The 24,541-nt window shown below is 59.6% G+C and carries 24 protein-coding genes; 14 read left to right on the forward strand and 10 right to left on the reverse strand.

Annotated features, from left to right (window positions below):
- Positions 1-19 precede the first annotated feature (19 nt).
- From P0D52_RS14545 to P0D52_RS14560, 4 genes are all read left to right on the forward strand, one after another.
- Positions 20-916 (forward strand): MBL fold metallo-hydrolase, encoded by an 897-nt coding sequence (locus tag P0D52_RS14545; RefSeq protein WP_394693370.1) that lies wholly within the window; start codon positions 20-22, stop codon positions 914-916.
- A 101-nt stretch (positions 917-1,017) separates the two neighbouring features.
- Complete coding sequence (locus P0D52_RS14550) at positions 1,018-1,917, forward strand: MBL fold metallo-hydrolase (protein ID WP_394693371.1); 900 nt, start codon at positions 1,018-1,020, stop codon at positions 1,915-1,917.
- A gap of 127 nt (positions 1,918-2,044) precedes the next feature.
- Positions 2,045-4,114 (forward strand): alpha/beta hydrolase family protein, encoded by a 2,070-nt coding sequence (locus P0D52_RS14555; RefSeq protein WP_394693372.1) that lies wholly within the window; start codon positions 2,045-2,047, stop codon positions 4,112-4,114.
- 38 nt (positions 4,115-4,152) lie between these two features.
- Entirely contained in the window at positions 4,153-6,153 is a 2,001-nt protein-coding gene (locus P0D52_RS14560) for an alpha/beta hydrolase family protein (protein WP_394693373.1), read from the forward strand.
- A gap of 57 nt (positions 6,154-6,210) precedes the next feature.
- Here the strand turns inward: P0D52_RS14560 and P0D52_RS14565 are convergent, their stop codons facing one another.
- Positions 6,211-6,960 carry a HesA/MoeB/ThiF family protein gene (locus P0D52_RS14565; RefSeq protein WP_394693374.1) on the reverse strand — a complete coding sequence of 250 codons (750 nt, stop codon included), beginning with the start codon at positions 6,958-6,960 and terminating at the stop codon, positions 6,211-6,213.
- 64 nt (positions 6,961-7,024) lie between these two features.
- Here P0D52_RS14565 and P0D52_RS14570 point away from each other — a divergent pair, with 64 nt between their 5' ends.
- Positions 7,025-8,308 carry an ATP-dependent RecD-like DNA helicase gene (locus tag P0D52_RS14570; RefSeq protein WP_394693375.1) on the forward strand — a complete coding sequence of 428 codons (1,284 nt, stop codon included), beginning with the start codon at positions 7,025-7,027 and terminating at the stop codon, positions 8,306-8,308.
- Positions 8,309-8,311: 3 nt separating this feature from the next.
- Here P0D52_RS14570 and cysK read toward each other — a convergent pair whose 3' ends face one another.
- The 5 genes from cysK to P0D52_RS14595 form a co-directional block, all read right to left on the reverse strand.
- A complete protein-coding gene (gene cysK / locus P0D52_RS14575; protein ID WP_394693376.1) occupies positions 8,312-9,268 on the reverse strand; it encodes a cysteine synthase A in 957 nt (318 codons plus the stop codon).
- Between the two features lie 83 nt (positions 9,269-9,351).
- Positions 9,352-9,804: a dUTP diphosphatase gene (gene dut / locus P0D52_RS14580; protein ID WP_394693377.1), complete on the reverse strand. Its 453-nt coding sequence runs from the start codon at positions 9,802-9,804 to the stop codon at positions 9,352-9,354.
- 47 nt (positions 9,805-9,851) lie between these two features.
- The gene (locus tag P0D52_RS14585; RefSeq protein WP_394693378.1) at positions 9,852-10,298 is read right to left on the reverse strand and encodes a hypothetical protein; all 447 of its coding nucleotides are present in this window, start codon (positions 10,296-10,298) and stop codon (positions 9,852-9,854) included.
- Between the two features lie 66 nt (positions 10,299-10,364).
- A complete protein-coding gene (locus P0D52_RS14590) occupies positions 10,365-11,015 on the reverse strand; it encodes a phosphopantothenoylcysteine decarboxylase (protein WP_394693379.1) in 651 nt (216 codons plus the stop codon).
- Entirely contained in the window at positions 11,012-11,563 is a 552-nt protein-coding gene (locus tag P0D52_RS14595; protein WP_394693380.1) for a flavoprotein, read from the reverse strand. Before P0D52_RS14595 ends, P0D52_RS14590 begins: the two co-directional genes overlap by 4 nt.
- Before the next feature lie 97 nt (positions 11,564-11,660).
- Here P0D52_RS14595 and P0D52_RS14600 point away from each other — a divergent pair, with 97 nt between their 5' ends.
- Positions 11,661-12,071 carry an MAPEG family protein gene (locus P0D52_RS14600; protein WP_394693381.1) on the forward strand — a complete coding sequence of 137 codons (411 nt, stop codon included), beginning with the start codon at positions 11,661-11,663 and terminating at the stop codon, positions 12,069-12,071.
- On the opposite strand, the gene ubiB is transcribed toward P0D52_RS14600, so the two are convergent.
- Together ubiB and P0D52_RS14610 are read right to left on the reverse strand one after the other, a co-directional pair.
- A complete protein-coding gene (gene ubiB / locus P0D52_RS14605; protein ID WP_394693382.1) occupies positions 12,068-13,636 on the reverse strand; it encodes a 2-polyprenylphenol 6-hydroxylase in 1,569 nt (522 codons plus the stop codon). The two genes, P0D52_RS14600 and ubiB, sit on opposite strands and share 4 nt — an antisense overlap.
- A 63-nt stretch (positions 13,637-13,699) precedes the next feature.
- On the reverse strand, positions 13,700-14,455 hold the full coding sequence (locus P0D52_RS14610; RefSeq protein WP_394693383.1) for an ion transporter: 756 nt from the start codon (positions 14,453-14,455) through the stop codon (positions 13,700-13,702).
- 66 nt (positions 14,456-14,521) lie between these two features.
- On the opposite strand from P0D52_RS14610, the gene P0D52_RS14615 reads away from it, so the two are divergent.
- Positions 14,522-15,511, forward strand: coding sequence for a zinc transporter ZntB (locus tag P0D52_RS14615; RefSeq protein WP_394693384.1), 990 nt, complete (start codon positions 14,522-14,524; stop codon positions 15,509-15,511).
- Here P0D52_RS14615 and P0D52_RS14620 read toward each other — a convergent pair.
- Positions 15,508-16,275 carry a class I SAM-dependent methyltransferase gene (locus P0D52_RS14620; protein ID WP_394693385.1) on the reverse strand — a complete coding sequence of 256 codons (768 nt, stop codon included), beginning with the start codon at positions 16,273-16,275 and terminating at the stop codon, positions 15,508-15,510. The two genes, P0D52_RS14615 and P0D52_RS14620, sit on opposite strands and share 4 nt — an antisense overlap.
- Positions 16,276-16,322: 47 nt before the next feature.
- Between P0D52_RS14620 and mutM the strand changes: the two genes are divergently transcribed.
- The 7 genes from mutM to recF all read left to right on the forward strand — a co-directional run bounded on the left by mutM (position 16,323) and on the right by recF (position 23,640).
- Entirely contained in the window at positions 16,323-17,186 is an 864-nt protein-coding gene (mutM, locus tag P0D52_RS14625) for a bifunctional DNA-formamidopyrimidine glycosylase/DNA-(apurinic or apyrimidinic site) lyase (RefSeq protein ID WP_394693386.1), read from the forward strand.
- Positions 17,187-17,284: 98 nt separating this feature from the next.
- Positions 17,285-18,160, forward strand: coding sequence for a TraB/GumN family protein (locus tag P0D52_RS14630; protein ID WP_394693387.1), 876 nt, complete (start codon positions 17,285-17,287; stop codon positions 18,158-18,160).
- 121 nt (positions 18,161-18,281) lie between these two features.
- Positions 18,282-19,058: an enoyl-CoA hydratase gene (locus P0D52_RS14635; protein ID WP_394693388.1), complete on the forward strand. Its 777-nt coding sequence runs from the start codon at positions 18,282-18,284 to the stop codon at positions 19,056-19,058.
- 113 nt (positions 19,059-19,171) lie between these two features.
- Positions 19,172-19,438: a 30S ribosomal protein S20 gene (gene rpsT / locus P0D52_RS14640; RefSeq protein ID WP_187165964.1), complete on the forward strand. Its 267-nt coding sequence runs from the start codon at positions 19,172-19,174 to the stop codon at positions 19,436-19,438.
- Between the two features lie 373 nt (positions 19,439-19,811).
- On the forward strand, positions 19,812-21,221 hold the full coding sequence (dnaA, locus tag P0D52_RS14645; protein ID WP_394693389.1) for a chromosomal replication initiator protein DnaA: 1,410 nt from the start codon (positions 19,812-19,814) through the stop codon (positions 21,219-21,221).
- A gap of 152 nt (positions 21,222-21,373) precedes the next feature.
- The gene (gene dnaN, locus P0D52_RS14650; RefSeq protein ID WP_394693390.1) at positions 21,374-22,492 is read left to right on the forward strand and encodes a DNA polymerase III subunit beta; all 1,119 of its coding nucleotides are present in this window, start codon (positions 21,374-21,376) and stop codon (positions 22,490-22,492) included.
- Positions 22,489-23,640: a DNA replication/repair protein RecF gene (gene recF / locus P0D52_RS14655; protein WP_394693391.1), complete on the forward strand. Its 1,152-nt coding sequence runs from the start codon at positions 22,489-22,491 to the stop codon at positions 23,638-23,640. The genes dnaN and recF overlap by 4 nt, the downstream gene beginning before the upstream one ends.
- Here the strand turns inward: recF and P0D52_RS14660 are convergent.
- The gene (locus P0D52_RS14660) at positions 23,637-24,482 is read right to left on the reverse strand and encodes a CPBP family intramembrane glutamic endopeptidase (protein WP_394693392.1); all 846 of its coding nucleotides are present in this window, start codon (positions 24,480-24,482) and stop codon (positions 23,637-23,639) included. The genes recF and P0D52_RS14660 overlap by 4 nt on opposite strands.
- Between the last annotated feature and the right edge of the window lie 59 nt (positions 24,483-24,541).

The raw sequence follows: 24,541 nt of genomic DNA on the forward strand, positions 1-24,541 counted from the left end.
ACAAAGCAAAGGGCCTGCAATGCTTCTGACATTGATGTTGCTGATCAACCCGTTGATCGAAAGCCCCGCTTCAGAAAGCCCGCTTCAGGCGGACGATCCGATCGTCGTGCACGAAATCTCCGAAACCGTTCTCATGGTGGAGGGCTTCGGCGGCAATACTACCGTTGTTGCGACACCGGAAGGCGTGTTTCTGGTCGATTCCTTGATGCAGCCGGCCAGCGATGCGTTGAACTCATTGATAGAGGCGCGTTTCGGATCGTCACCGCGCGCCATGGTCAACACACACCACCATGGCGATCATTCAGTTGGCAATGACGTTTTCAATAATGGAGGGACGCTGACGATTGCGCATTCATTCATGCGTCATCGCATTGCCCATCGCCGCTACTCGGATGTGAGCCAGCGCTGGGTCGAGCCGCGCCCCGTCGAAAGATTACCTGTTGTGGTATATGAGGACGAAATGTCGCTGTTCTGGGGCGATGAGGCGATCCGCATATATCATCCGGCCGCAGCGCACACCGGCGGAGACTCCATTGTTCAGGTCACAACAGCCAATATAATCGCTACGGGCGATGTCTTCGTGAACGGCATCTGGCCAATCATAGATGTATATGCAGGCGGCAGCGTCGATGGCACGATTGCAGCGCTTGCCGAGATTCACCGGTTGGCCGACGAGAATACGGTGATCATTCCAGGGCATGGCCCGCTGGCCTCCCGGGAGGAGGTTCTTGCCCTTCATGACCGGCTGATCCGGATGCGGGACATCACCCTTGCCGCGCTGGCAGACGATATGTCACGCGCTGCATTCATCGAATCTGACCCCCTGCAGGCTGTAGCGCCTGAATGGCAGGAATGGTTCATTGACTCCCGAGGTCTGGCGGGCGCGTTTTACGATGACTTGAGCGCCGACAATTGAACTGACAGGCTTGATCGCGTTTTTCGTTGAAAACATTGCATGGAACGGGACTTGCCGGGCGCTTCGGTCTATATCCGGTCAGATCGAAAAGGAGACGCCCCATGAAAATCGTGATCGCCGGTGCAACCATGTTTGTTCTTGCCGCTGCTGCCAGCGCGCAGGACCGTCAGTACGCGTTTGAGCCGACCGAATTGCGCGGCGGCATTGTCATGCTGTCGACCGGAGCGGGCGGCAATATGGCGTTCCTGACAGGCGCAGACGGCATCCTTCTGGTGGACGACCTCCTTGCCGGTTCCGGGCCGCAGGTCGAAGCCGCCATTGCCGATATTGCCGGTGAGGGCGTGCCGCGTTTTATTCTCAACACCCACTATCATGGCGATCATACGGGTTCGAATGATCACTTTCATGCTGAGGGCGCGACGATTGTCGCTCACCACAATATCCGCACCCGGCTTGCCAATTCCGACTCGCAGAATGAATACGGATTTCTGCCTATCCTGACTTTTGGAGAGGACATTCATTTTCACATGAATGGCGAAACGGTTCGGGCCGTACACGTGCCGACCGCGCACACCGATGGGGATGCGGTTGTCTATTTCGAGGATGCGGATGTGCTACATATGGGCGACACATTATTCTCCGGGCTTTTCCCCTATATCGATGTGGCCGGTGGCGGCACGATCGATGGTTTCCTCGATGCCATGGAGACCGGTTTGCGTATCGCCGGACCCGACACTCAGGTCATTCCCGGGCACGGCCCCCTGTCAACACGCGAGGATATACAGGCTTCAATCGATATGATCGTGGCAACGCGAGCGATAATTGCGCCACTGGTCGAAGAGGGTCTGTCGCTCGAGGACGTGCTGGCGGCCGATCCGTTGGCAGATTATGCAGACGACTGGAATTGGCGGTTCATCTGTACGCCGCGCATGGTCGCCACGCTCTATTTCGATGCCGTTGGTGATACCGAAACCAGTCCGCTGACAATCGGCTGCGACTGAACGGGTATCCTCTTTGATTTGCTGACGAACCCGGCGTTGTGATCTGGCGATATTTGCCGCCGGGACAATCAGGCATTGCGTGATCATTCCCGATCCTCTTAAATCCACCAAGAGGGGAGTGTTCACATTGCGAAGCCTTATTGCGTTTGCGATTGCATGCCTGTTTGCGGGTTCTGCCATCGCGCAGGATGACCTGCCGGCATTTGGTCAGGCGGAGCTGGAGGACTTTCTGGATACGCCGGAAGTCACGCGGCCGGTTCTGTCGCCCAATGGGCGCTATCTCGCCTTCATGGTGCACACCGACCATGCCGAGAATGGCGATGTCCTCGTCATTCGCGATCTGGATGATCCGGACGAGGCCAATGTCAGCCAGACCGGGTTTGGCAGTTTTCCGATCATAAACATTTCATGGGCCAGCAATGAGCGCGTGCTGATTACGCTGCTGCGGAATGCCGAGATACGGTTTCGCGGATTTTCGATGACTGCTCCCGTCACGCGGACGGTCAGTTATGATCGCCGCGATATGTCACAACCGGTCATTCTGTTCGAAGGCGAGGGGCGAAGGGTTTTCGGCAATCTCTACAACGCGTTCGGCAATGATCTGGTCGATACGCTGCCTGAAGACCCGGAACATGTTCTGATGGCCGCCTATCGGGGCGAAGCCCTGCATCTCTGGCGCGTCAATATCTTTACGGGTGAGGCCGATGTCGAGGAGCGTGGCAATACGCGCACGACCCACTGGCACACGAATGCCAACGGATTTGCCGTCATGCGGGTTGATGTCAATCAGCGGGGCGGCCGCGTGGATGTGATGACACGTCAGCCGGGCGAGCGGCGCTGGCGCCGGACGGCCCGTTTTCGCACCAACGAGCTATCCGACCGCGCGGCGGAGTTTGAGTGGGCCGGAATTTCTGACGAGCCGGGCCAGATCTACGTCTTCAGCCGCCGGGATGGGTCGGACCGGCGCGGCGTCTATCTTTATGACCTCAATACCGAAACCTATATCGAGACCATGGCCGAACATGACCGCGTGGATATCAGCCATGTCATGATCAGCCGGACGGGAGGCGAGTTTCTCGGCTTTGCATTCAGCGATGACCGACTGGAAGTCGATATGCGTGATCCCGAATTGCGCCGTCATTATGAGGGGCTGGCCGGCTTCTTCGGCGACGAGGTGACGGTCTTGCCGTCCAGTTTTGCGGGGGACCGCATGGTCCTGTTTGTGACCGGCCCGCGAGAGCCCGGCAGCTACTATCTTTATGATCGCGGGACCCGTTCGGTCGATCCGGTCATGACGCTTCGTCCGCGCTTGCCGCCGGACGTATTGCATCGGGTGGAAACCTTGCGATACCGCACGAGTGACGGTCTTGAGCTGACCGCCTATCTGACCCGGCCGCGGGCGGGAATCGGCCTCGATACGCCGCTTGTTCTGATGCCACATGGCGGCCCTGAACAGCGCGACACCTACGGATTTGACCTGTTCGCCCAGTATTACGCCTCCCGGGGTTATGCTGTCTTGCAACCGAATTTCCGCGGGTCATCCGGGTATGGACGGACATTCGCTGAGTCCGGCTATCGGCGCTGGGGCGCTCGCATGCAGCAAGATCTGGATGAGGCGGTTGAGTCCCTGATCAATCAGCGCCGGGTTGCGCCAGACCGGATTTGTATCGCCGGGTTCAGCTATGGCGGTTATGCGGCGCTGATGGGGGGTGCCACCCGCCCGGACCTGTATCGGTGCGTTTTTGCGGGCGCTGCCGTGACGGACCTGATCGAATTTGTCGACGGGTGGGAAAACCGCAATGAAGACGCGCACGAATACTGGACGATGGCGATCGGGGATACGCGAGCCGAGCGTGATCGACTTTACTGGGTTTCGCCGGTTCAGCTGGCTGAGCGCATGACGATGCCGGTGCTATTGGCCCATAGTCAGGATGACCCGATTGTTCCCTATGCGCATTCTGTCTGGATGGCGGAGGCATTGGAGGAGGAGGAAGGCGACTTCTATTTCCTGTCTTTCAACGGTGCCGGGCATTCTTTCGAGAACGACAATTTTCTGAGGTCCTTGCTGACGCAGACAACCCAGATGTTTGACCGGACGATCGGTCCTGAACGCGGACAGCATGAGGAGATTTTTCCGGAGACATGGCTCAACACCAAGGCCGAAACCATCGAGGCCGAAACGGCCAATCCTGAATGAGGGTATGCGTCTATTCAGTGAATCAACGGAGCAGGACGATGTTGATCAGAATTCTGATTTGCGTGGCAGCGGTCACCGGCATGATGGCCACGCCCGCGCTCGCCCAGGACGGCTATTGGCCTGACCGGTATGTCAATGTGTATGACTATCTTTCCGGTGCCGGTGAAACGCCGCCGGAATTGTCGCCTGATGGCCGCCTCCTGGCCCAGATGCAGTATCGCGGCGTCGACTCTCCGGGTGGAGAACTGGTTATCCGCGACCTGGATTCACCCGGCCAGCCGGAAATCTCCCGCACCGATCTGACGGGTTATGATGTTGTCTACATGGTGTGGGCGAATGCGCAGCGTTTGCTGGTGACGATCCGGACCAATGGCTTCGTACAGGCGGGCGGGCAGCGCGTGGATGTGCCGGTCATCCGGACGGTCAGCTTTGACCCCTGGGATACGTCGCGTCCGGTTGTCCTGTTCCAGAATGAAGGCCGGCGGGTGTTCCGAAACGTCAACAATGCTTTCTGGAGCGCGGTTGTCGATATCCTGCCGGGCGATGATGCCCATGTCCTGATGCCGGCCTATCGGGACCGGAATCTCGACCTCTGGCGCGTCAATGTCTTTACCGGCGATGCCGAGCTTGTGGAACGGGGTACGGAGCGCACCGCCTACTGGTTTACCAACACCAATGGTCAGGCAGCCATGCGGGTCGATCTTTCGACAGACCGGCGGCGCGTGCATGTGTTCACCCGCGCACCGGACAGCCGGCGATGGCGGCGGTCGGCGTCCTATCTGACCAATGAACTCGTTGAGGCCGCGCCGGAGTTCGATTTTGCCGGACATGGCGGCGCGCCCGGGGAAATCATCATTTTCGGCCGCCCCGAAGGCAGCGACAAGGTCGGGCTCTACCGGTTCGATCTGGCGGAAGGGGAATATGGCGCGCCGCTGGCGATCGAGGACCGCGTCGATATCTCGCGAACCATTGTGGATGGCCGCTCGCGCCGGCTCCTCGGCTATGTTCGCTCGGACGGGGCTAATGAAGTGGTGATCCTCGATCCTGCTCTGGATGCGCACTACCAACGCATTGTTACCCGGTTTGACGAGGATCTGACCATTGTGCCGAGAGGGTTTCGCGGCGACCGGATGATGCTGCATGCCAGCAGTCCGCGGGAAGCCGGAGCGCTCTATTTCTACGAAGCTGCCAGCGATGAAATCACCCATGTCTATTCAGTCAGCCCCAATCTGCACGAGTCAGACCTCAACGATGTTGACGTGGTGTCCTATTCTTCGCGCGACGGCATGGCCTTGCAGGCTTATCTGACCATTCCACGTCAGGGACTGGGATCCAATACACCGCTGGTCGTGCTGCCGCATGGCGGCCCGGAAGCCCGCGATCTGTATGGTTATGACATGGTCGCTCAGTATTTTGCGTCCAATGGTTATGCTGTCCTACAGCCCAATTTCCGGGGCTCGGCGGGATATGGGCGAGCCTTTGCCGAGGCTGGATATGGCGAATGGGGCGGCCGGATGCAGCAGGATATCGATGATGCAATCGCGGCGGTCATCGCGGCCGGACAAGTTGACGGCGGCCGCGTCTGCATAGCCGGGTTCAGCTATGGCGGCTATGCGGCCCTGATGGGCGGCGCGCAGCGACCGGATTTCTATGACTGCGTGTTTGCGGGCGCGCCCGTGACCAACCTTATTTCCTTCGTCGAATACTGGCAGGAGAATAACGAGGCTGCGGCGGAATACTGGGAGCGTGCCATTGGCCACCCCCGCCGCGATCGCGCCCGGCTGGAGGCGGCGTCACCGGTGAATCTTGCCGATCAATTCACCATGCCGGTGCTGATTGCGCACGGTATTCGCGACGGGATTGTGCCGTTTGAACAATCCCAGGAAATGGCGGGCGAACTCAATTCTGCGGGCGTGGTCGTCGACTTCGCGATATATGACCGTGCGGGTCACCAGTTTTCGCGCAGCGCCGACATGAGCTCGGTCTTGCGTTCGGCGGTCCAGTTATTTGATCGCACGATCGGACCGGATCGCGGCTAGTATGAAAACGTCTTCACCGGCGAGCGGGCGGAAAGCGGTGATTCTGATCCGAAATAACTAACCGCAAATCGGGCAGGCAGGGTCGCGGCGAAGCGTCAATGTACGGCTGGTTGCGGCCAGACCCTCATAGATCATCAGGCGCCCTGCCAGGGGTTCGCCCGCGCCAGTGATCCATTTGATGGCTTCCAGCGCCATGATCGAGCCGACGACGCCGGTGAGGGCCCCGACCACGCCTACACGCTCGCAGGTTTCCGCGTCCGGTGGAATTGCGGGCACAAAACACTGATAGCAGGGCGAGCCGACTTTCACCCCGGATGTGAAAACACCTACCTGTCCTGTCCATCGTCCGACCGCGCCTGAAACCAGAGGAATGCCCTGCTTGTGGCAGGCGGCGTTGACGGCAAAGCGGGTTTCAAAATTGTCGCAACCGTCGAGCACAATGTCGGCTCCGGCGATGACGGAGGCGGCATTTTCCGGTGTCAGTTCAGCCTGAACGGCGCGGACATTCACCAGCGGATTCAGCCGGGCGAGCCCGGTGCCGGCGGTCTGCGCTTTGGGTTGGCCGATATCCGCCGTCGCAAACTGGATCTGGCGCTGCAGATTGTCGAGGCTGACGGTGTCGGGATCGATCAAGGTGATCGTGCCGACCCCCGCCGCTGCAAGGTAGAGCGCGGCCGGTCCGCCAAGGCCACCGGCTCCAACGATGACCGCAGAGGCAGCGCGCAGGCGCTGTTGTCCCGGGCCGCCAATCTCCTTGAGAACAAGATGGCGGGCATAGCGTTCGATCTCGTCATCATTCATGCTCATCGACTAGCACCGGATTATCATCCTGCCTATGGCGGTTCGTCACCAATCAGATCAGTCTGGAATCATGAACACGATTGCCCCTCATGATGATCCGACCGCGCCCGCCTTGCGACTGCTGACGACGGGCCGGGCCCATATTTTCCTGACCGGACGGGCGGGGACCGGCAAGACCACGCTTCTGCGGAAATTTCTCCAGCAGATGGAGGGCCGCGCGGCTGTGGTAGCGCCGACAGGAGTCGCCGCAATGAATGCGGGGGGGCAGACCATTCACTCCTTTTTTCGTTTTCCGCCGCGCCTCATAGAGCCCCAGGATATCCGCCGGCTTCGCCATGCGCGGGTTCTGAAAGAACTCGACACGCTGGTGATTGACGAGATTTCCATGGTGCGGGCCGACAAGATGGCCGCAATTGACCACTCTCTCCGGCTTCATCGCGACAGCTCGGAACCGTTCGGCGGGGTCCGCATGATCGTAGTCGGGGATCTGGCCCAGCTTCCGCCGGTCGTGGACGGGCAGGTGGGTCAGTATCTGGACGAAATCTATGGCGGCCCGTTTTTCTTTAATGCGCCCGGTTTTCGTGATGCCGGCTTCCTGCGCGTCGAGCTGGAGACGGTATTCCGGCAATCGGATCCGGATTTCATCGATATCCTCTCGGCTGTGCGCGAGGCACGCGTGGACGAGCGCGAAGCCGCCTTGTTGAATGAGCGGGTCACGCAGGCCACCGGATTTGACGCCAGCGCCACACATGTTGTGCTGACCCCGACCAATCAGGCTGCGCATGACATCAATGCGGCCCGGCTGGCGGCTTTGCCCGGCGAGGCGGGCGAATACAGCTCCAAGACCGAGGGTCAGTTTGATCCACGCCTGTTTCCGACCGAAGACCCGCTCGTGCTCAAACGGGGCGCGCGGGTAATGATGATCCGCAACGATCCGTCAGGAAAATGGGTCAATGGGACAATGGGCGAGGTTGCCGATCTGGATGACGGCGCGGTGATGGTCAGAATTGGCAGCGAAACACATCGTGTCGTGCCCGCGGCCTGGGAGCGGTATTCCTATCAATATGATGCTGCAAAGAAGGCGATCGACAAATCGGTGGTCGGGGCGTTCAAGCAATTACCGCTGCGATTGGCCTGGGCGATGACGGTTCACAAGGCGCAAGGCCTGACCATCGACAAGCTCTATATCGATTTTTCCCGTGGCATGTTTGCGCACGGACAGGCTTATGTTGCGCTGTCGCGGGCGCGGTCGCTTGAAGGCTTACGCATTTCCCGCCCCTTGCGCCCCAGCGACCTTGTCGTTGATCCGAGGATTAACGACGTTTCCGCCTATTGCCATGATGCGCAGCTCTAGGGGCTAGTCACCAATCCCATCGAACAGGGCTGACGAGATATAACGCTCGGCAAAAGACGGGATGATCACAACTACCGTTTTGCCCGCCATGTCATCGCGTTTGGCAATCTCCAGCGCCGCTTTCAATGCCGCCCCCGACGAAATCCCTCCGGGCAGGCCTTCGACCTTTCCGGCCTCGCGCGACCAGGTGATGGCGTCATCATTCGAGACCTGAAGGATTTCGTCGATCAGTCCGGTATCGAGAATGTCGGGAATAAAGCCGGCGCCAATGCCCTGAATTTTGTGCGGTCCCGGTGCGCCGCCTGACAGGACCGGGCTGTCGGTTGGTTCAACCGCAACAATCTTCACGTCCGGATTCTGCTCCTTGAGATACCCGCCGGCCCCCGTCAGCGTGCCGCCCGTGCCGACACCGGCGATGAAGGCATCAACCTTGCCACCTGTGTCATTCCAGATTTCCGGCCCGGTCGTATTTCGATGGACCGCCGGATTGGCAGGATTGACGAATTGACCGGGAGCGACAGCGTTCGGATTCTCTTCCAGAATTTCCTTCGCCCGCGCGATGGCCCCGCCCATGCCCTTGGCGGCGGGCGTCAATTCCAGTTCAGCGCCGAGAAAGGCCAGCATTTTGCGGCGCTCGATCGACATGGATTCCGGCATGACCAGTTTCAGCCGATACCCCTTGGAGGCGGCGACAAAGGCCAGCCCCACGCCTGTATTGCCCGAAGTCGGCTCGACCAGAAGTGTGTCCGGCCCGATTTTGCCGGCGGCTTCCAGTGATTCAATCATCGCCAGGCCGATACGGTCTTTCACACTGGCGAGCGGGTTGAAGAATTCCAGCTTGGCCAGAACGCGCGCTCTGGCCCCGTGTTTTTCGGCCAGCCGACCCAGCTCGACCAGCGGGGTATCGCCAATCGTGTCCAGAAATGATGCGTAGATCTTCCCGCGCCCGTTGGTTTTCATGGCCTGTCTCTCCGGCTGTGGCTCCCTCCCCATGTATGATGGAAAAGACACATTGCCAGAGCTGGCGGGTTCAATCGGTGTTCTTATCGCCCGGTCGAGCCAAACCCGCCGGTGCCGCGCGCGGTTTCGTCAAGGGTGGCCACGGGAGCCCACTCGATATGCGTGACGGGGGCGACAACCATCTGGGCTATCCGCTCGCCGCGTTTGACGACAAACGGCTCCTTGCCGTGATTGATCAGATTGACCTTCATCTCGCCGCGATAATCCGCATCGATTGTGCCCGGCGTGTTGACCATGGATATGCCGAATTTTGCGGCGAGCCCCGAGCGCGGCCGTATCTGCGCTTCATATCCATCGGGCAGCGCCATGGCGAGGCCGGTCGGAATCAGACGCCATTCGCCCGGCGGGATTGTTACCGGTTCATCTTCCGCCACGGCGGCGGGCAGATCCAGTCCCGCGCTCGCGGCTGTCTGGTATCTCGGCAGTTCCAGACCGTCAAAATGCGGCAATGGTGAAACCTGAACAATAACCGGCATGGCGGTCCTCCCCCAAGGACCGCGAGTTGTCGGGACTGGCGGTCAGTCTATGATTCGGAATTGAGCCGAGCGTAATAGCTTTCGATCCGGCTCGCTACCTGCGCCCGCTCCGCCGCCGTCAGCCGGCCTTCCAACACTCTGACAACGAATTGCTCGTCTTCAATGGTCAGGACGACGATCCGGCTGCCGTCGCCGCCGTCGGTGGAGATGTACAAGGGATAACCAGAGAGCGGCACTTCGAAATCGAATTCGGCCGGAATGATCGAGTTTCGGCGGCACATAATGCCACTGACGGCAAAATCGGCGGAGATCCCGAAAGAAAAGCGGCCGTCTTCACGAGTTTCCTCCAGAACGCTGTATCCGGGCATTCCGGCGGCACCCTGTCCATCATTCGACATGGCCGCGCAGCCATATTCCTCGACATCGGATTGCGCGAGCGCGCCACCGGCTGCCAGACTCGCCAGCGCCATTGCAGAAATAATCGCCGTTTTCATTGACCTGCCTCCTGCTTTCTCATCGAAAAGTACGAAATCGGTGGAAATTCAGCTAGGTTATTCTTCTCACATTTTTGCGAGCGCGGTCTCGATCCGATCAGCCAACAGCGCCGCAATGGCCACTTTCCGGGTTCGCGGCCAGGTTTCCTCACCGTCATTTGTGATCAGAACAGCGGCATTTTCCTCCCCGCCCATCGCATCGCCGGACACATCATTGGCGACGATCCAGTCGCACCCTTTCCGAAGGCGTTTCTTGTGCGCGCGCTCGGATACGTCATGGGTTTCAGCCGCAAAACCCACAACCAGCGGCGGACGATTGTGCGCGAGGTTGGCGACGTATTTGAGGATGTCCGGGTTTTCAACGAGCTGAAGCATTGTGCCCTGCGCTGATTTTTCTGCCTTGCGGGTATGTGTTTCTGCCGGGCGCCAGTCGGCGACGGCTGCGACAGCGATGAAGGCATCAGCGGGGAGCTCCGCCTCGACAGCGGCAAGCATGTCGCGGGCGCTCTCGATGTCGATGCGTGTGACATCCAGCGGGCACGGCAGACAGGTTGGCCCGGACACAAGCCGCACATCCGCGCCTCGATGAGCCAGCGCTTCGGCAATCAGATAGCCCTGCTTTCCACTGGACCGGTTGGACAGGAATCTTACCGGATCGATGGCCTCGATCGTGGCCCCTGCGGTTACGACAATTTTTCTGCCGGTCAGTGCGCTCATACGGCGGCCCGCGATAGCAGCCCCTCGACAGCATTGGCGATTGCTGCGGGTTCGGCCATGCGGCCGGGTCCGAATTCGCCACAGGCCATTTCGCCTTCATCCGGGCCGACAAATCCAACCCCGTCGGACCTGAGCGTTTCGAAATTGCGCCGGACGGCGGCATGTTCCCACATCCGGACATTCATGGCGGGAGCCATCAGGACCGGCTTGTCGGTGGCCAGAAGCGTGGTTGAGGCCAGATCGTTGGCGAGGCCGTTGGCACATTTGCCCATCAGGTCTGCGGTGGCTGGCGCGACAACCACCAGGTCGGCGGAGCGGGACAATTCAATATGCCCCATCTCGGCTTCATCATTCAGCGAAAAGAGGTCGGAATAGACCTTGTCACCGGATAAAGCTGCCAGACTGAGCGGGGTGACGAATTTCTCTCCCGCGCTGGTCAGAATACAGCGTGAAGCGATGCTGCGCCGCGCCAGCTCGCGGATCAGTTCGAGCGATTTGTAGGCAGCAATGCCGCCGCCGACGATGAGAAGAATACGCTTGTCGCTCATTCGGGCCTCCAGAAACTCCTGTCTCCTAGCGCGTTTTTGCTCGCAGGTGGAGGGCAAAGCGCGCTAGCTTTTCCTCGTCTGAATCGGGGAGGACTTCATGCCATCCATACTTCACGCCGCAGCGGCGCTCGCCCTGCTCACACTGTTTGTCTATTTTCTGATGACCGTGCTGGGCGTAATCGCCAATGCTCGCGGCGAATTATCCAAGGAATACTCGCTGACCAAAACGGGCGCGCCGCCACCACCCTATGTCGGCAATGCGGGACGAAACCTTGTCAATCTTCTGGAACTGCCGGTGCTTTTCTATGTCCTGATCGCGCTTCACCTCGCAGGCGACATCGAAGTCTGGGGCCTGCAGCTGACACTGGCCTGGGTGTTTGTCGGGCTCAGATATCTGCACACGCTGATTCACATTACGATCAACACGATCGGGTTGAGGTTTCTGGTTCACAGGATTTCCGCCATCGTTCTGGTGGCAATGTGGCTGCACTTCTTGATCGCGCTCTAGAACAGCGTGAACAGGCTGGCGCCGGCGGCGCCGGCCGCCATCGCCAGCACACCATAGCCGAGCCAGCGCCAGAGGCGGCCTTCCCGCTGTTGGCCCGCCAGCCGGGTCAGGCTGGCCTCGTCGAGCTTGATCTCACCGCTTCGCAATCTCGCGCCGGCTTCGGCCCAGCCCTCGATGGCATCGGGCAGGCGCTTGGCGCTGGCACGCAGGCGTTTGACGTCATCGATAAAGTCCAGCGCAATGCCTTCAGGACCGAGCTCGCGCTTCATCCACTTTTCCACGACGGGCGCTGACGCGGCCCACATGTCGTGTTGCGCGTTCAGAATACGCGCAACGCCTTCGGATTGAACCATGGTTTTCTGAAGCAGGACCAGTTCCGGGCGAAGATGCATGTCGAACAGATCGGTGATCTCGAATAGCTGCAGGAGCACGCGGCTCATCGGCACCTCGTCGGCCCTTTTGCCGAAAATCGGCTCTCCGACGGCCCGAAGCGCGGACGCAAAATCATCAATCGAATGCCGCGGCGGAACATAGCCGGCATTGAAATGGGCCTCGGCTGCACCTTTGTAATCGCGCGTCAGAAACCCGTGCAGAATGAGCGCCAGAAAGCGCCGTTCCTCGCGTCCGATCCGGCCCATAATGCCAAAATCCACCGCCCAGAGATTGCCGTCCGTGTCCACAAACAGATTTCCGGCGTGCATGTCGGCATGGAACACGCCCGCTTCCATCGCCGTGGTCAGGAAAGCGCGCGTCAACGTATTGGCCAGAGCTACGCGATCTATGCCCGCTGCATCCATGCGGTCCGTATCGGTCAGCGGAATGCCGTCAATCCAGTTGGTCGTGAGCACACGCTTGGCCGAGCGTTCCCAGTCGATCTCGGGCACGCGATAATTTTCGGCGAGCGCAGCAGCCTCTGACAATTCGCTCGCGGAGGCGGCTTCCAGTCGAAGGTCGGTTTCCAGCTCGGTGGCGCGGGCAACGGTATCGACGAACTTCACGGGTTCCATGCGCTTTGCGGCCGGTACAAATCGCTGAACCAGTTTTGCGCACAATTGCATGGCGCGAATATCCTTCGCCAGACGCTGCTCAACGCCGGGCCGCAAGATTTTTACGGCGACATCGCGGCCGTCCGTTGTTGTGGCGCGGTGAACCTGCGCCACCGAGGCGGCATTGACGGGTTCACGAAACTCGGTGAACCAGTCGGCCAGCTTTCCATCCAGTTCACGTTCCAGCGTGGCAATGGCGACCTTCTGATCAAAGGGCGGCATCTGATCCTGAAGCCGCGAGAGACCGCGTGCAAATCGTTGCCCGACGACATCGGCCCGCGTGGCCAGAACCTGTCCGAATTTGACATAGGTCGGCCCGAGCTTCTCCAGCGCCCTCGCCAGCCGTTCGCCGGGATTCTCTGCTTCGCCGCGACGCGAGAAGAGCCGGGTCAGCGCCGCGAAGGCTTTCAGCGGGGGTGGGAATTTCTCCTGATACTCGCGCGGAAAAATGGCGTCATAGCGCGCCAGCGTGATACCGGCGCGAGCAAGGCGGCCGAGAGATAGAAGCGTTCCAATCATTGCGGGTGAGGTTTAGTCCGGACAGGTGGCTATGGCGAGCGCGGTATGCGGTCGCAGACATTTCTATTTACGCCGCCGCAGACGATCCGCAAAGCTGGAGGCCAGGATGCCGGCGGGAAGGGCAACCAGACCGACGCCGAGAATGGCGACGAACCCCGCCATGACCTTGCCGAGGACTGTAATCGGATAGACATCGCCATATCCGACCGTGGTCAGGGTCGCGACGGCCCACCAGAGGGCGCGCGGGACCGACCCGAAGGCTTCGGGCTGTGCATCGGCTTCGGCGACGTAGAGCATAACGGCGGCGGAGAACAGCAGAATGCCCGCCATGGCAATCGTGGCGGTCAGCTGCCGGCCGGCGTCGCGCACAGCCAGTCCGATTTCCCGGAAGGCCGGGAACATGGCAAAGAGTTTGAGCAGTCTGAAAAGGCGGAACATCCGCACCCATCGCGCACCGGCCCAGAGTTCCGGAAAGAAGATGAGCATGATGATTTCCGGCGCAAAGGCGAGAAAATCGAAAACCGTGACCCAGCGGAAGATGAAAGCCCGCCGTCCGCTCAGCCCCTGAAAGCGCCGGTCTGCGCCCGCGGCCCAGAAGCGCAGCGCAAACTCAGCGGCAAAGAAGATCGGGATCAGGGCATCAATAACATTCAGGCGGGCCCGCAAGGCTGGCGACAGGGACGGCTCGGTCTGAATCGCTAGCAAGAGCAGCGAGGCCAGGATAATGCCGGCGACAAGGCCGTGCCCCCAGGTGAAGCGTTTCACACCGGTATAGAGCCCCGCCCAGATCCGTCGTTGAAGGGTTCTTGCATCTGCCATGCGGTGAGCATTACGCATTTCCGAGGCGTTAACCATAGCGTTACGCGCGGAGATCAGACTCCGGGCATGTCGGAGACGCTTCAGCTTCCACCCATTGCGGTTTTCGAGCTCGACGGAGCCGGTGGAGCCGCGCCCTCCTCACTGGAGGATTTGCCCCAGTCCGATGCCGGGTCAAACGGGTTCGAATTTGTTTGGATCCAACTTCAGCGGGACAATGCCGAAGCACTCGAATGGCTGGAATCCGGAAGCGATCTCGATGGATTTATCCGTGAGGCCCTGACCGCAGAGGATACCCGTCCCCGCTGTACGGTTCATGGCGATGGCGCGATTATCAATCTGCGTGGTGTCAATCTTCATGAAGGCGCAGAACCGGAGGACATGATCTCGCTCCGGCTCTGGGTTGAAAAACGCCGCGTCATCGGTGTCTGGCGCCGCCCGCTCTATGCTGCGGCGGATTTGATGGCTTCGCTCGAACGCGGCATTGCGCCCGCCAGCCCCGGAGATCTGGTGGCCAAGCTGGCCCTGCGCCTTGTTGACCGGATGGAGCCGACCGTTGCTGATCTGCATGAGCAGATTGATGAAATGGAAGACGTTCTGGATGATCCGGAAGCCAGTTTCAGCCGCAGTGACCTTGCAGACCTGCGCCGTCAGGCGATTATTCTGCGCCGGTTTATCTCGCCGCAGAGAGACGCTCTCAACACGCTGGCGATCGAGGATCTCGACTGGCTGACCGAACGGGACCGAAGCCGGATCCGGGAAGCGGCCGACAAGACAACGCGTGTCGCTGAAGAACTGGAATCTGTTCGGGAACGCGCGGCGATCGTTCATGATCAATTGCTGGAGCGCCGCGCCGAGCAAATGAACAGCTATACGCTTCTGCTTTCGGTGGTGGCGGCGATTTTCCTGCCACTGGGCCTTTTGACCGGGCTGCTGGGGATCAATGTCGGAGGCATGCCCGGTGCAAACAGCCCCTGGGCTTTCTGGATCGTCACGGCCAGTCTGGTGGTGATCGGCCTTGTCCTCGCCGCTTTTTTTCGGAGAGCGAAACTGATCTAGATCCGCCAGCCCGTGTGAAGCGCAGCGATGCCGCTAGAATAATTGGTAACGCCAACCTGGCCGAACCCGGCCTCGCGGAGTTCTTCTGCGAACGCGTCCTGATGCGGAAACCGGCGAATGGACTCCACCAGATACTGATAGCTGTCGCGGTCATTGGCGATTTTCTCGCCCAACACCGGTATCGCGTTGAAGGACCAGGCGTCATAGATGCGCTCCAGTGCCCGGGTCGTCGGCCGGGAGAATTCGAGACACAGGAATCGGCCTGCAGGCTTCAAAACCCGGCGCATTTCCTTCAATGCTGAAATCCGGTCGGTGACATTGCGAATGCCAAAGGCGATGGTGACGCAATCGGCGCTCTTGTCGTCGAAGGGCAGACATTCGGCATTCCCCACTGCCCATGTCAGGTGCTCGGCGTTGCCGCGTTTGAGGCCTGCCAACAACATCTGCTCATTGATATCGGTCACAATCGCCGTTGCCGGATCGCCGCCGCGCGTCTTGCGGCGCTGTTCGGCTTTTGCAACGAAAGCGCGGGCGAGATCTCCAGTGCCGCCGGCGACATCGATCAGCTTCTGGCCGGGCTGCGGATTGGCGCGTTCGATCGTCATGTCTTTCCAGGCACGGTGAATGCCCAGCGACATCAGATCATTCATCAGATCATATTTGCGCGCGGAGCGGTCAAAGACGCCGCGGACCAGCGACGCCTTCTCGGTTTTCGGCACATCCCTGAAGCCAAAGGATGCGGTTTCTGATTGCGGTTCACTCATGGGAACGGAAGATAGGGCAATGAACAGCTTTGCACTAGCGCGACATCATGCCCGAGCTTCCTGAAGTTGAAACCGTCCGAAAAGGGCTGGCTCCAGTGATGGAGGGCCGCCTCATCGAACGCGCGGAGAACCGGCGCCCGGATTTGCGGTTTCCGTTTCCGGACGGCTTTGTAGAGCGGTTGAGCGGGGCGCGGGTCGAGCGGCTGGACCGCCGCGCCAAATACCTTCTGATGCGGTTGGACAGTGGCGAAACCCTGTTGTCGCATCTGGGGATGTCGGGACGCTTTACCGTCCAGCAATCGGAGGTGGCCCTGAAGCCGGGCGACTTCGTCCACGCGCCCCCGACATCGGAAAAGCACGACCATGTCGTGTTTGACATGGAAGGGGATGTCCGGATTGTTTTCAATGATCCGCGGCGCTTTGGCTTCATGACCTTGTTCGCGACGGATGACGAAGCGGCCGTCCCGTTTCTGGCCGGGCTGGGGCCGGAGCCGAATTCCAATGAATTTTCCGGCCCGTTCCTGCAGGCGCGTGTGAAAGGCAAAAAGGCCCCGCTGAAGGCGGCCTTGCTGGATCAACGCGTCGTTGCCGGGCTGGGCAATATATATGTCTGCGAAGCCTTGTACCGGGCCGGACTCTCGCCAAGGCGGATGGCCGGGAGTCTGGGGCCAAAGCGCGCAGAGCGTCTGGCCCTGGCAGTCCGGCAAGTCATTGACGAGGCGATCGCAGCCGGCGGGTCCAGCCTGAAGGATTTCGCCTCGGCTGATGGCGAGCTGGGCTATTTCCAGCACACATTCCGGACGTATGGCCGCGAAGGCGAAACTTGCGTGACGCCGGATTGTGGCAGCAAGATCGAGCGCATCGTGCAATCGGGCCGGTCGACATTTTTCTGCCCGACTTGTCAGCGATAGGGGAGACAGGCTGGCGTCTATTCCCGGTAGATCACAGGTGTGTTGGCCGCAATAAAGCGCGCTATTGGTCGAATGAAATTCCCGGACTGGAGAAACACGTGAAGCATTTCAAAACTCTTGCAGGCGGAATTGTTGCCGCCAGCTTGCTCGTGGGAACGGCCGCGGCCGACCCGACGCTCTGGCATATTCAGGATGAAGACAGCGATGTATACGTCTTCGGCACGGTTCATATCCTGAGACCGGGTATCGAGTGGCAAACAGAGGAGGTCATGGCCGCCTTTGATGCCGCCGATACCGTGTATTTTGAAGCCCCGGTAAATGACCCCGAACAGGCGAGCGCCATGCAGCAAGCGGTCTTCGCCAACGCGATGAACCCGGCCGGTGTGACCCTGTCGTCGCTTGTGAGTGATGAGACCTGGGCCTCGATCGAGGAGTTTGCTCCTCAGGTTGGGTTTTCGGCAGCGCAACTGGAAAGCCTGCGGCCCTGGATCGCGACCGTCCAGCTGAGTGTCGGCTTTATTGTGGCGTCAGGATACAATCCGGAATCGGGCGTTGAAGCCACGCTGTGGCCGATGGCGAATGACGCGGGCAAGACTCTGGCCTATTTCGAAACCGTGGAAGAGCAGATCGGCTTCTTTGCCAATCTCCCGCAGGAGGTAGAAGTGCGCCTGCTGGAAGAAACCATGGCCGAGTTCGAGCAATCCCCGGATCAGATCGATACGCTCGTGACGTCATGGGCCAATGGTGATCAGGCCGCCATCGATGACGTCATGAATGGCCAGATGCGGGAAGACGCGCCCGAGGTGCATGACGTCATCATCGTTCAGCGCAATCAGCGCTGGGTCGAGGATATCGAAACCATTCTCGAAGGGTCGGGAACGGTCTTTATCGCGGTTGGCTCCGGGCATTTGCCGGGCGAGCAGGGCGTGATCTCCTTGCTGCGGGATCGCGGCATTGAAGTGTCAGGACCGTAACCGCAAAGCCGCTATGTCAAATCAGCGGGCATCGGGGTGGTGACCCCGGTGCCCGTTTGCGATATAGCGGCGCGCTTAACATTCCGGCAGTGAAAACGCTGCAGTCAGATGGAGGCCTTTCGTGGGCTACAAGACAATTCAGGTAAAGGCCGAAGGCCGTGTCGGCGTGATCACGCTGGATCGCCCGGAAGCGCTGAACGCGCTTTGCGACGAACTTACGACGGAGCTGGCTGGTGCGCTGGCGAAATTCGAAAGCGACAGCGATATCGGCTGTGTGGTCCTGACCGGCTCCAAGAAGGCGTTTGCCGCCGGAGCCGATATCAAGGAATTGGTCAGCAAGGATTTTGTTGGCCTCTATATGAACGACCCCTTCGAGAAGACGTGGGAATCCGTGGCGCGTTTCCGCAAGCCGATCATTGCAGCGGTTTCCGGGTATGCGCTCGGCGGTGGCTGCGAGATTGCCATGATGTGCGACTTCATCATCGCGTCGGAAACCGCCAAATTCGGTCAGCCGGAAATCAATCTCGGCGTCATGCCCGGGGCCGGTGGTACGCAGCGCCTGCCGCGCGCTGTCGGCAAGGCCAAGGCTATGGATATGTGCCTGACAGGCCGCATGATGGACGCCAAGGAGGCCGAGCGGGCCGGACTTGTGAGCCGGATCGTGCCGGTGGATGACCTGATGAGCACCGCGCTTGAAGCTGCGGAAACCATTGCCGCCAAATCCATGCCGATTGCGATGATGACCAAAGAAGCGATCAACCGGTCATTCGAACTTGGCCTGGCTGAAGGCGTGCGCTGGGAACGCCGCGTATTCCAGTCGCAATTTGCGACCGAGGACCAGAGTGAGGGCATGGCCGCATTCGCTGAGAAGCGGGCCGCACACTTCAAGCACAAATAGCCTGCGCAGAGAGTTGACGGGCGGGGTCCGGACGAGTATACGCCCCGCCTCACTCGCGATCCGGACTTTGGAGCGCGCAGGCACAGAATTATAGAGACAACGGACAGACCTTCATGGCGAATACGGCCTCTGCCAAGAAAATGGTGCGCAAGATTGCTCGCCGCACCGCGATCAACAAATCCCGTCGCTCGCGCGTTCGGACCTTCATCAAGAAGGTCGACGTGGCGATTGCTGCCGGTGACTCCGGGAAGGCCCGTGAGGCTCTGGTGAAAGCGGAATCAGAGATGATGCGCGCGGTTACCAAAGGCGTGTTTCACAAGAATACGGCATCGCGCAAAATCTCGCGTATGTCGGCTCGCGTGAAGTCCCTTTCGGCTTAAACGCTGATACCAGAACAGCTATTTTGAAGACGCTCCGAGCGCCGTGCTCGGAGCGTTTTTCTTTGCCTTTTTGCGAGTCGTTTTCGTCCTCAAACGGCCCTGTGTACGGATGAAAAAAACATGCAGATGCCAAATTCTTTCCCCTTCACGACTTTTCTCGTGTCAAGCGAAGAATCACGCGAATCAGGGGGAAAGTTCGGTTGACCGAACCGGGTCAGGGGTTACTCTAGGGTCATATCAGGCGTTCATTCCCATGCGGATCAAATAAGACGCTGACGCCGAGCGCTTGCGCGTTCGGTGAGCGGGGAAAATGTGTCTGTAATACAATAACATGGCCTACAATGTATGGGCCCAAGAAGAGGGTTTGGGGGATATGTCGTTATTATCTGGCGGTGCGCTAAAATCCCTGGACAAGGCGGGTGAAATGAAGACTGCGGGGGCTGTCTGGCGCGAGGTACGAACGCATCTACGCCGTGAGTATGGCGATACGGTTTTTTCATCGAATATGGCACGTTTGCGAGTTCGCGAGGAAGCAGACGGCGGACTTCTGGTGATCGCGCCGAGTCGGTTTTACCGGGACTGGGTCGAGGACCATGCCGGCGCGCGATTGCGGGCGCTCTGGGCCCAGCTGGACCCAGCGAACCGTACTATCCAGCTCCTCTCCGAAGAAGATGTTGTTCCCAGTCCGGTCATTGCGATTGCAACGAAGGAGGCTGTGGCGGCCGCTCATCCCTCCACCGAGGCGAAGCCGCGCGTGGTCAGCGAGCGCTTCACTTTCGATACCTTCATGGTCGGGCCGTCGAACGAAATGGCGTCCGCCGCATCGCGGGCGATCGTCAATGCGTCACCCTCACCGTTCAATCCGGCCTTCTTTTACGGCGATTATGGGGTCGGCAAGACCCATCTTCTGAATGCCATTGCCCATTCGGTCGAGCTGGGCGGCGCCCGGCGCAAAGCGCTTTATCTGACGGCGGAAGAGTTTCTGTCCGGTTTCGTGTCCGCGATGCGCAAGAAAGACACGATCAGTTTCAAGGAATCTGTCCGTCGTGTGGATGTGCTGTTGATTGACGATGTGCATTTCATTGCCGGCAAGCCGAAAACCGAGGATGAATTCCTGCATACGGTCGCGTCTCTCATTGCGGATGAAAAGCAAGTGGTTCTGGCGTCGCATCTGCCTCCCGCCGAGTTGAACGTGTCGGATCAGCGACTGGCCTCTCTGCTCAAGGGCGGATTTGCGTGCGAGCTTCGCAAGCCGGATCTCGATCTGCGTCGCAAGATCCTCGATTGCAAGATCGCCCAGGCCGGCTGTCATTATCCCGAATTGGCCGTTCCCGAGACGGTGCGCGATTTTCTGGCTGCCCGCATGACGGCCAGCGCGCGTGAGCTCGAGGGTGTCCTCAATAATGTGATCGGACGGACGGCCTTGCTGGGGCGGCCGGTCACGATGGAGGCCGTCGAGGCGGCCTTGCGTGAATTGTCGATCGTCTCCGAGCGTCGCGTGACGGTGGATGTCATCCAGAAGGCGGTGGCCGAACGCTTTGGCGTGAAGGTGGCGGACATATTATCCAAGCGCCGGACCAAGACAGTGGTCAAGCCGCGGCATGTTGCCATGTATCTGGCCAAGACGATGACGACACGGTCCTTGCCGGATATTGGCCGGCGGTTTGGTGATCGTGATCACTCCACCGTCATTCACGCTGTCAACAAGATCAGCGATATGATCAAGGCCGGAGACCCGGTAAAAGACGAAATCGAGAGTCTGTCCGAAGAAATTCGGGGCTAATACTTTTCCCCGGCTTGCTGCATTCAGGCAGGCTGGGGCGTATTGCACTTTATAAAATTTCGCTATGCTCTGTGCCCCGGGGATGAGGCGATTCATTTTTCTGTCGCGATTGACCCTGTTTCCGGACAAGAAGGCAGGAAGACGGATACGATATGAAACTCACGATCGAACGCGCAGCTCTTCTCAAAGCTCTGGGTCACGTTCAGGCTGTCGTTGAACGCCGTAATACGATTCCCATCCTGTCCAACGTCCTGATCACTGCCGGATCGAATGGCGCGAGTTTTGCCGCGACCGACCTCGACATGGAAATTCAGGAAAGCGCTGCGGCACAGGTTGATCGGGAAGGCATGGCGACGGCCCCGGCCCACACGCTTTATGAAATTGCCCGCAAACTGCCTGACGGCGCAGACGTCACGCTTGAGCTGGATGGTGATGACCCTCGCCTCAGCCTGAAGGCAGGCCGGTCGAGCTTCTCGCTTCCCTCACTTCCGCCGGGCGACTTCCCGATGATGCCGTCAGAAGACTTGCAGCATGCTTTCGAGCTGGAAGCAGACGCATTGGCGCGGATCATCGACAAGACGCGTTTTGCCGTGTCGACCGAGGAGACGCGCTATTATCTCAACGGGATTCACCTTCACGCCGCCGATGAGAAGGGCCGCAAGACCCTTCGTGCGGTGGCCACGGATGGTCATCGTCTGGCATTGTCGGAATGTGATCTGCCCGATGGCGCGGGTGGCATGCCGGCCGTCATCGTGCCGCGTAAAACCGTTCAGGAGGCCCGCCGCCTTCTGGAAGATGCGGATGATGATATCCGCATTTCGGTTTCTGATGGCAAGATCCGTTTCGGCTTTGGCCGTGCGGTACTGACCTCGAAGCTGATTGATGGCTCTTTCCCGGATTATGAGCGGGTCATTCCGCGCGGGAATGAGAAAATGATGTCGGTCGACAACAAGCGCTTTGCTGAAGCGGTCGACCGCGTTGCGACCATTTCGATTGAGAAATCCCGCTCGGTCAAACTGTCTCTGGACGATGGGACTCTGACTCTGGCGGTCAATAATCCGGAATCCGGCCAGGCCACCGAAGAAGTGCCCGTCGACAGCAAGGAAGGCGGTTTCGCGATCGGCTTCAATGCGCGTTACATCCTGGATGTCGCGGGACAGATTGAAGGTGAATTTGCGCAGTTCCACTTTGCTGATCCGGCCTCGCCAACGCTGGTGACCGATTCCGGTGATGCGGATTCGCTGTACGTGCTGATGCCGCTCCGCGTGTGACGCAAACGTTAGCCGAGACCCGGAATATCGCGGCCCTCAAGCGGCTGCGGCTGACGGATTTCCGCAATTTCGAAACGCTCGACTTGGATCTTGATGCGCGTCCGGTCTGTCTGGCCGGCCCCAATGGGTCGGGCAAGACCAATATTCTTGAAGCAATATCACTGCTCGCGCCTGGACGCGGATTGCGCGGCGCTGAAACAGAGGAGCCATTGCGCCGCTCAGACGGCATTGTGGCGCCTGCCTGGGCCGTGTTTGCTGAAACCCTTTCGGAGAACGGCGATGAGGTTACGCTGGCCTCCGGGCTTCTCGACGGTGGCCGGCGCCAGACCCGCATGGATGGAAAGTCTGCCTCCCGGGGGGATCTCGCCCGGCGTTTGCCTATGATTGCGCTTCTACCGGAACATGATCGCATGTTTGCCGGACCGCGGTCGGATCGGTTGAAATTCTTCGATCGTCTGGTGGCGGCCAATGAACCGTCGCATGGTGAAACGCTGGGTGCCTATGAAAAGCTGCGTTCGCGCCGCCAGCGGCTGCTGGATCAGGGGCGGGCCGACCCGGTCTGGCTCGACGCGCTGGAAACGGACATGGCCGGGCATGGCGTCGCGCTGGCGGCTGGCCGCCTCCATGCACTGGCCCGTTTGCAGGGCGCGATTGATGCCGCGAAGGACAATGCCTTTCCCAAGGCCGATCTGGCGCTCGATGGCCTGATCGAGGCCGCGCTGGCTGAAGGCGCCGAAATCCGCGCTGCAGAAGACTTGCTGATTGATGCCCTCAGTGAGGGGCGTTCCCGTGATGCGGCCGCGGGGCGAACGCTGACACGGGGCCCGCATCGGAGTGATCTGACCGGACGTCATCGCGAAAAGGATCAGCTGGCGTCACGGTGCTCGACCGGTGAACAGAAGGCGTTGATCATCCGCCTCGTGCTGGCGCAGGCCCAGTCGCTGGCATCGCGGGGTGGGGTCGTCCCGCTTCTTCTGCTCGATGAAGCCTGTGCGCACCTTGATGAAGTCCGGCGCGAAGGGCTGGCCGCGGCCATACTGGAACTGGGCGCGCAAGCCTGGCTGACAGGGGTCGAAGCAAGCCTGTTTGCCGCCTTTGGTGATCAGGCGCAGCATTTCACGGTCGAACAGGGCCGGGTTGTAAACTAGGCGCTTGCGGCGGCCTCTTCCTGTCGTGGCTCGCCCTCTGGCGGCACGTTTGCGACGGCGCGGAACATGAATGCCGCGATCCAGTCGACCCCGATGTGAAGAGTGATCGCGGGATAAAGGGACCCGCCGAGCCATGCGACAAAGGCCATCAACACCGTTATGGGCACGATACGCAACATGCCTTTCCAGCCCTGATAGATATGGATAAATACAAAGAAAGCATTGGCCAGGATGATGGCTGCCCACAGCGGTGCTACCAACGCAAATAGAACCGTCAGGAATCCTCGAAAAATAATTTCCTCGGTTATGCCGGCGGTCAGACCCAACCAGGTGAAGCTGGATATTTCACGCCGGGTTGCCGGGCGGATGACATTAAGGTTTTCATCGGCATTCAGCTGCCTCGCGGTTTCTCGGCGGGCTTCATGGCTTCGCAGCGCGAACGCTGTTTGTATTGCCATGAGGGTGAGGGCCGTCCCCGTCACGCCCCAGGCGGCAATGAAACGCCATCCTGAACCCCAGTGAAGCCCCATCTGTGCAAGGGGCAGCCCTGCCAGTGCCCAGGCGGCAATTGCGATTACGGCCATCAGGGCAAGCCGTAGCCGGATCAGATCATACAGCGTCAACCGCTCCGCTTCGCTCAGCGGTTCATCTTCACCCCAGGCGCGCCTCAGGTCGCTAATGACAGTGCTGGTCAGGATGAAAACAATGCCGCTGAAGCCCACGAGGAGGGCGGGGTGGAGATCAAGAATCGCAGACATTTGAGATACCTCTTTCGACCCTCTCAGGCTTGACGGATTTCGATAGCCAGAGTAGATTATTAATGAATATGAATTCAGATTCATATTCGGGCGCTGAGTATGCGTCAAGACGAAAATCGAAAGCCTGGAATTCAAGAAGGTAA

The sequence above is a fragment of the Hyphobacterium sp. genome (assembly GCF_043584775.1).
Classification (GTDB): Bacteria; Pseudomonadota; Alphaproteobacteria; order Caulobacterales; family Maricaulaceae; genus Hyphobacterium.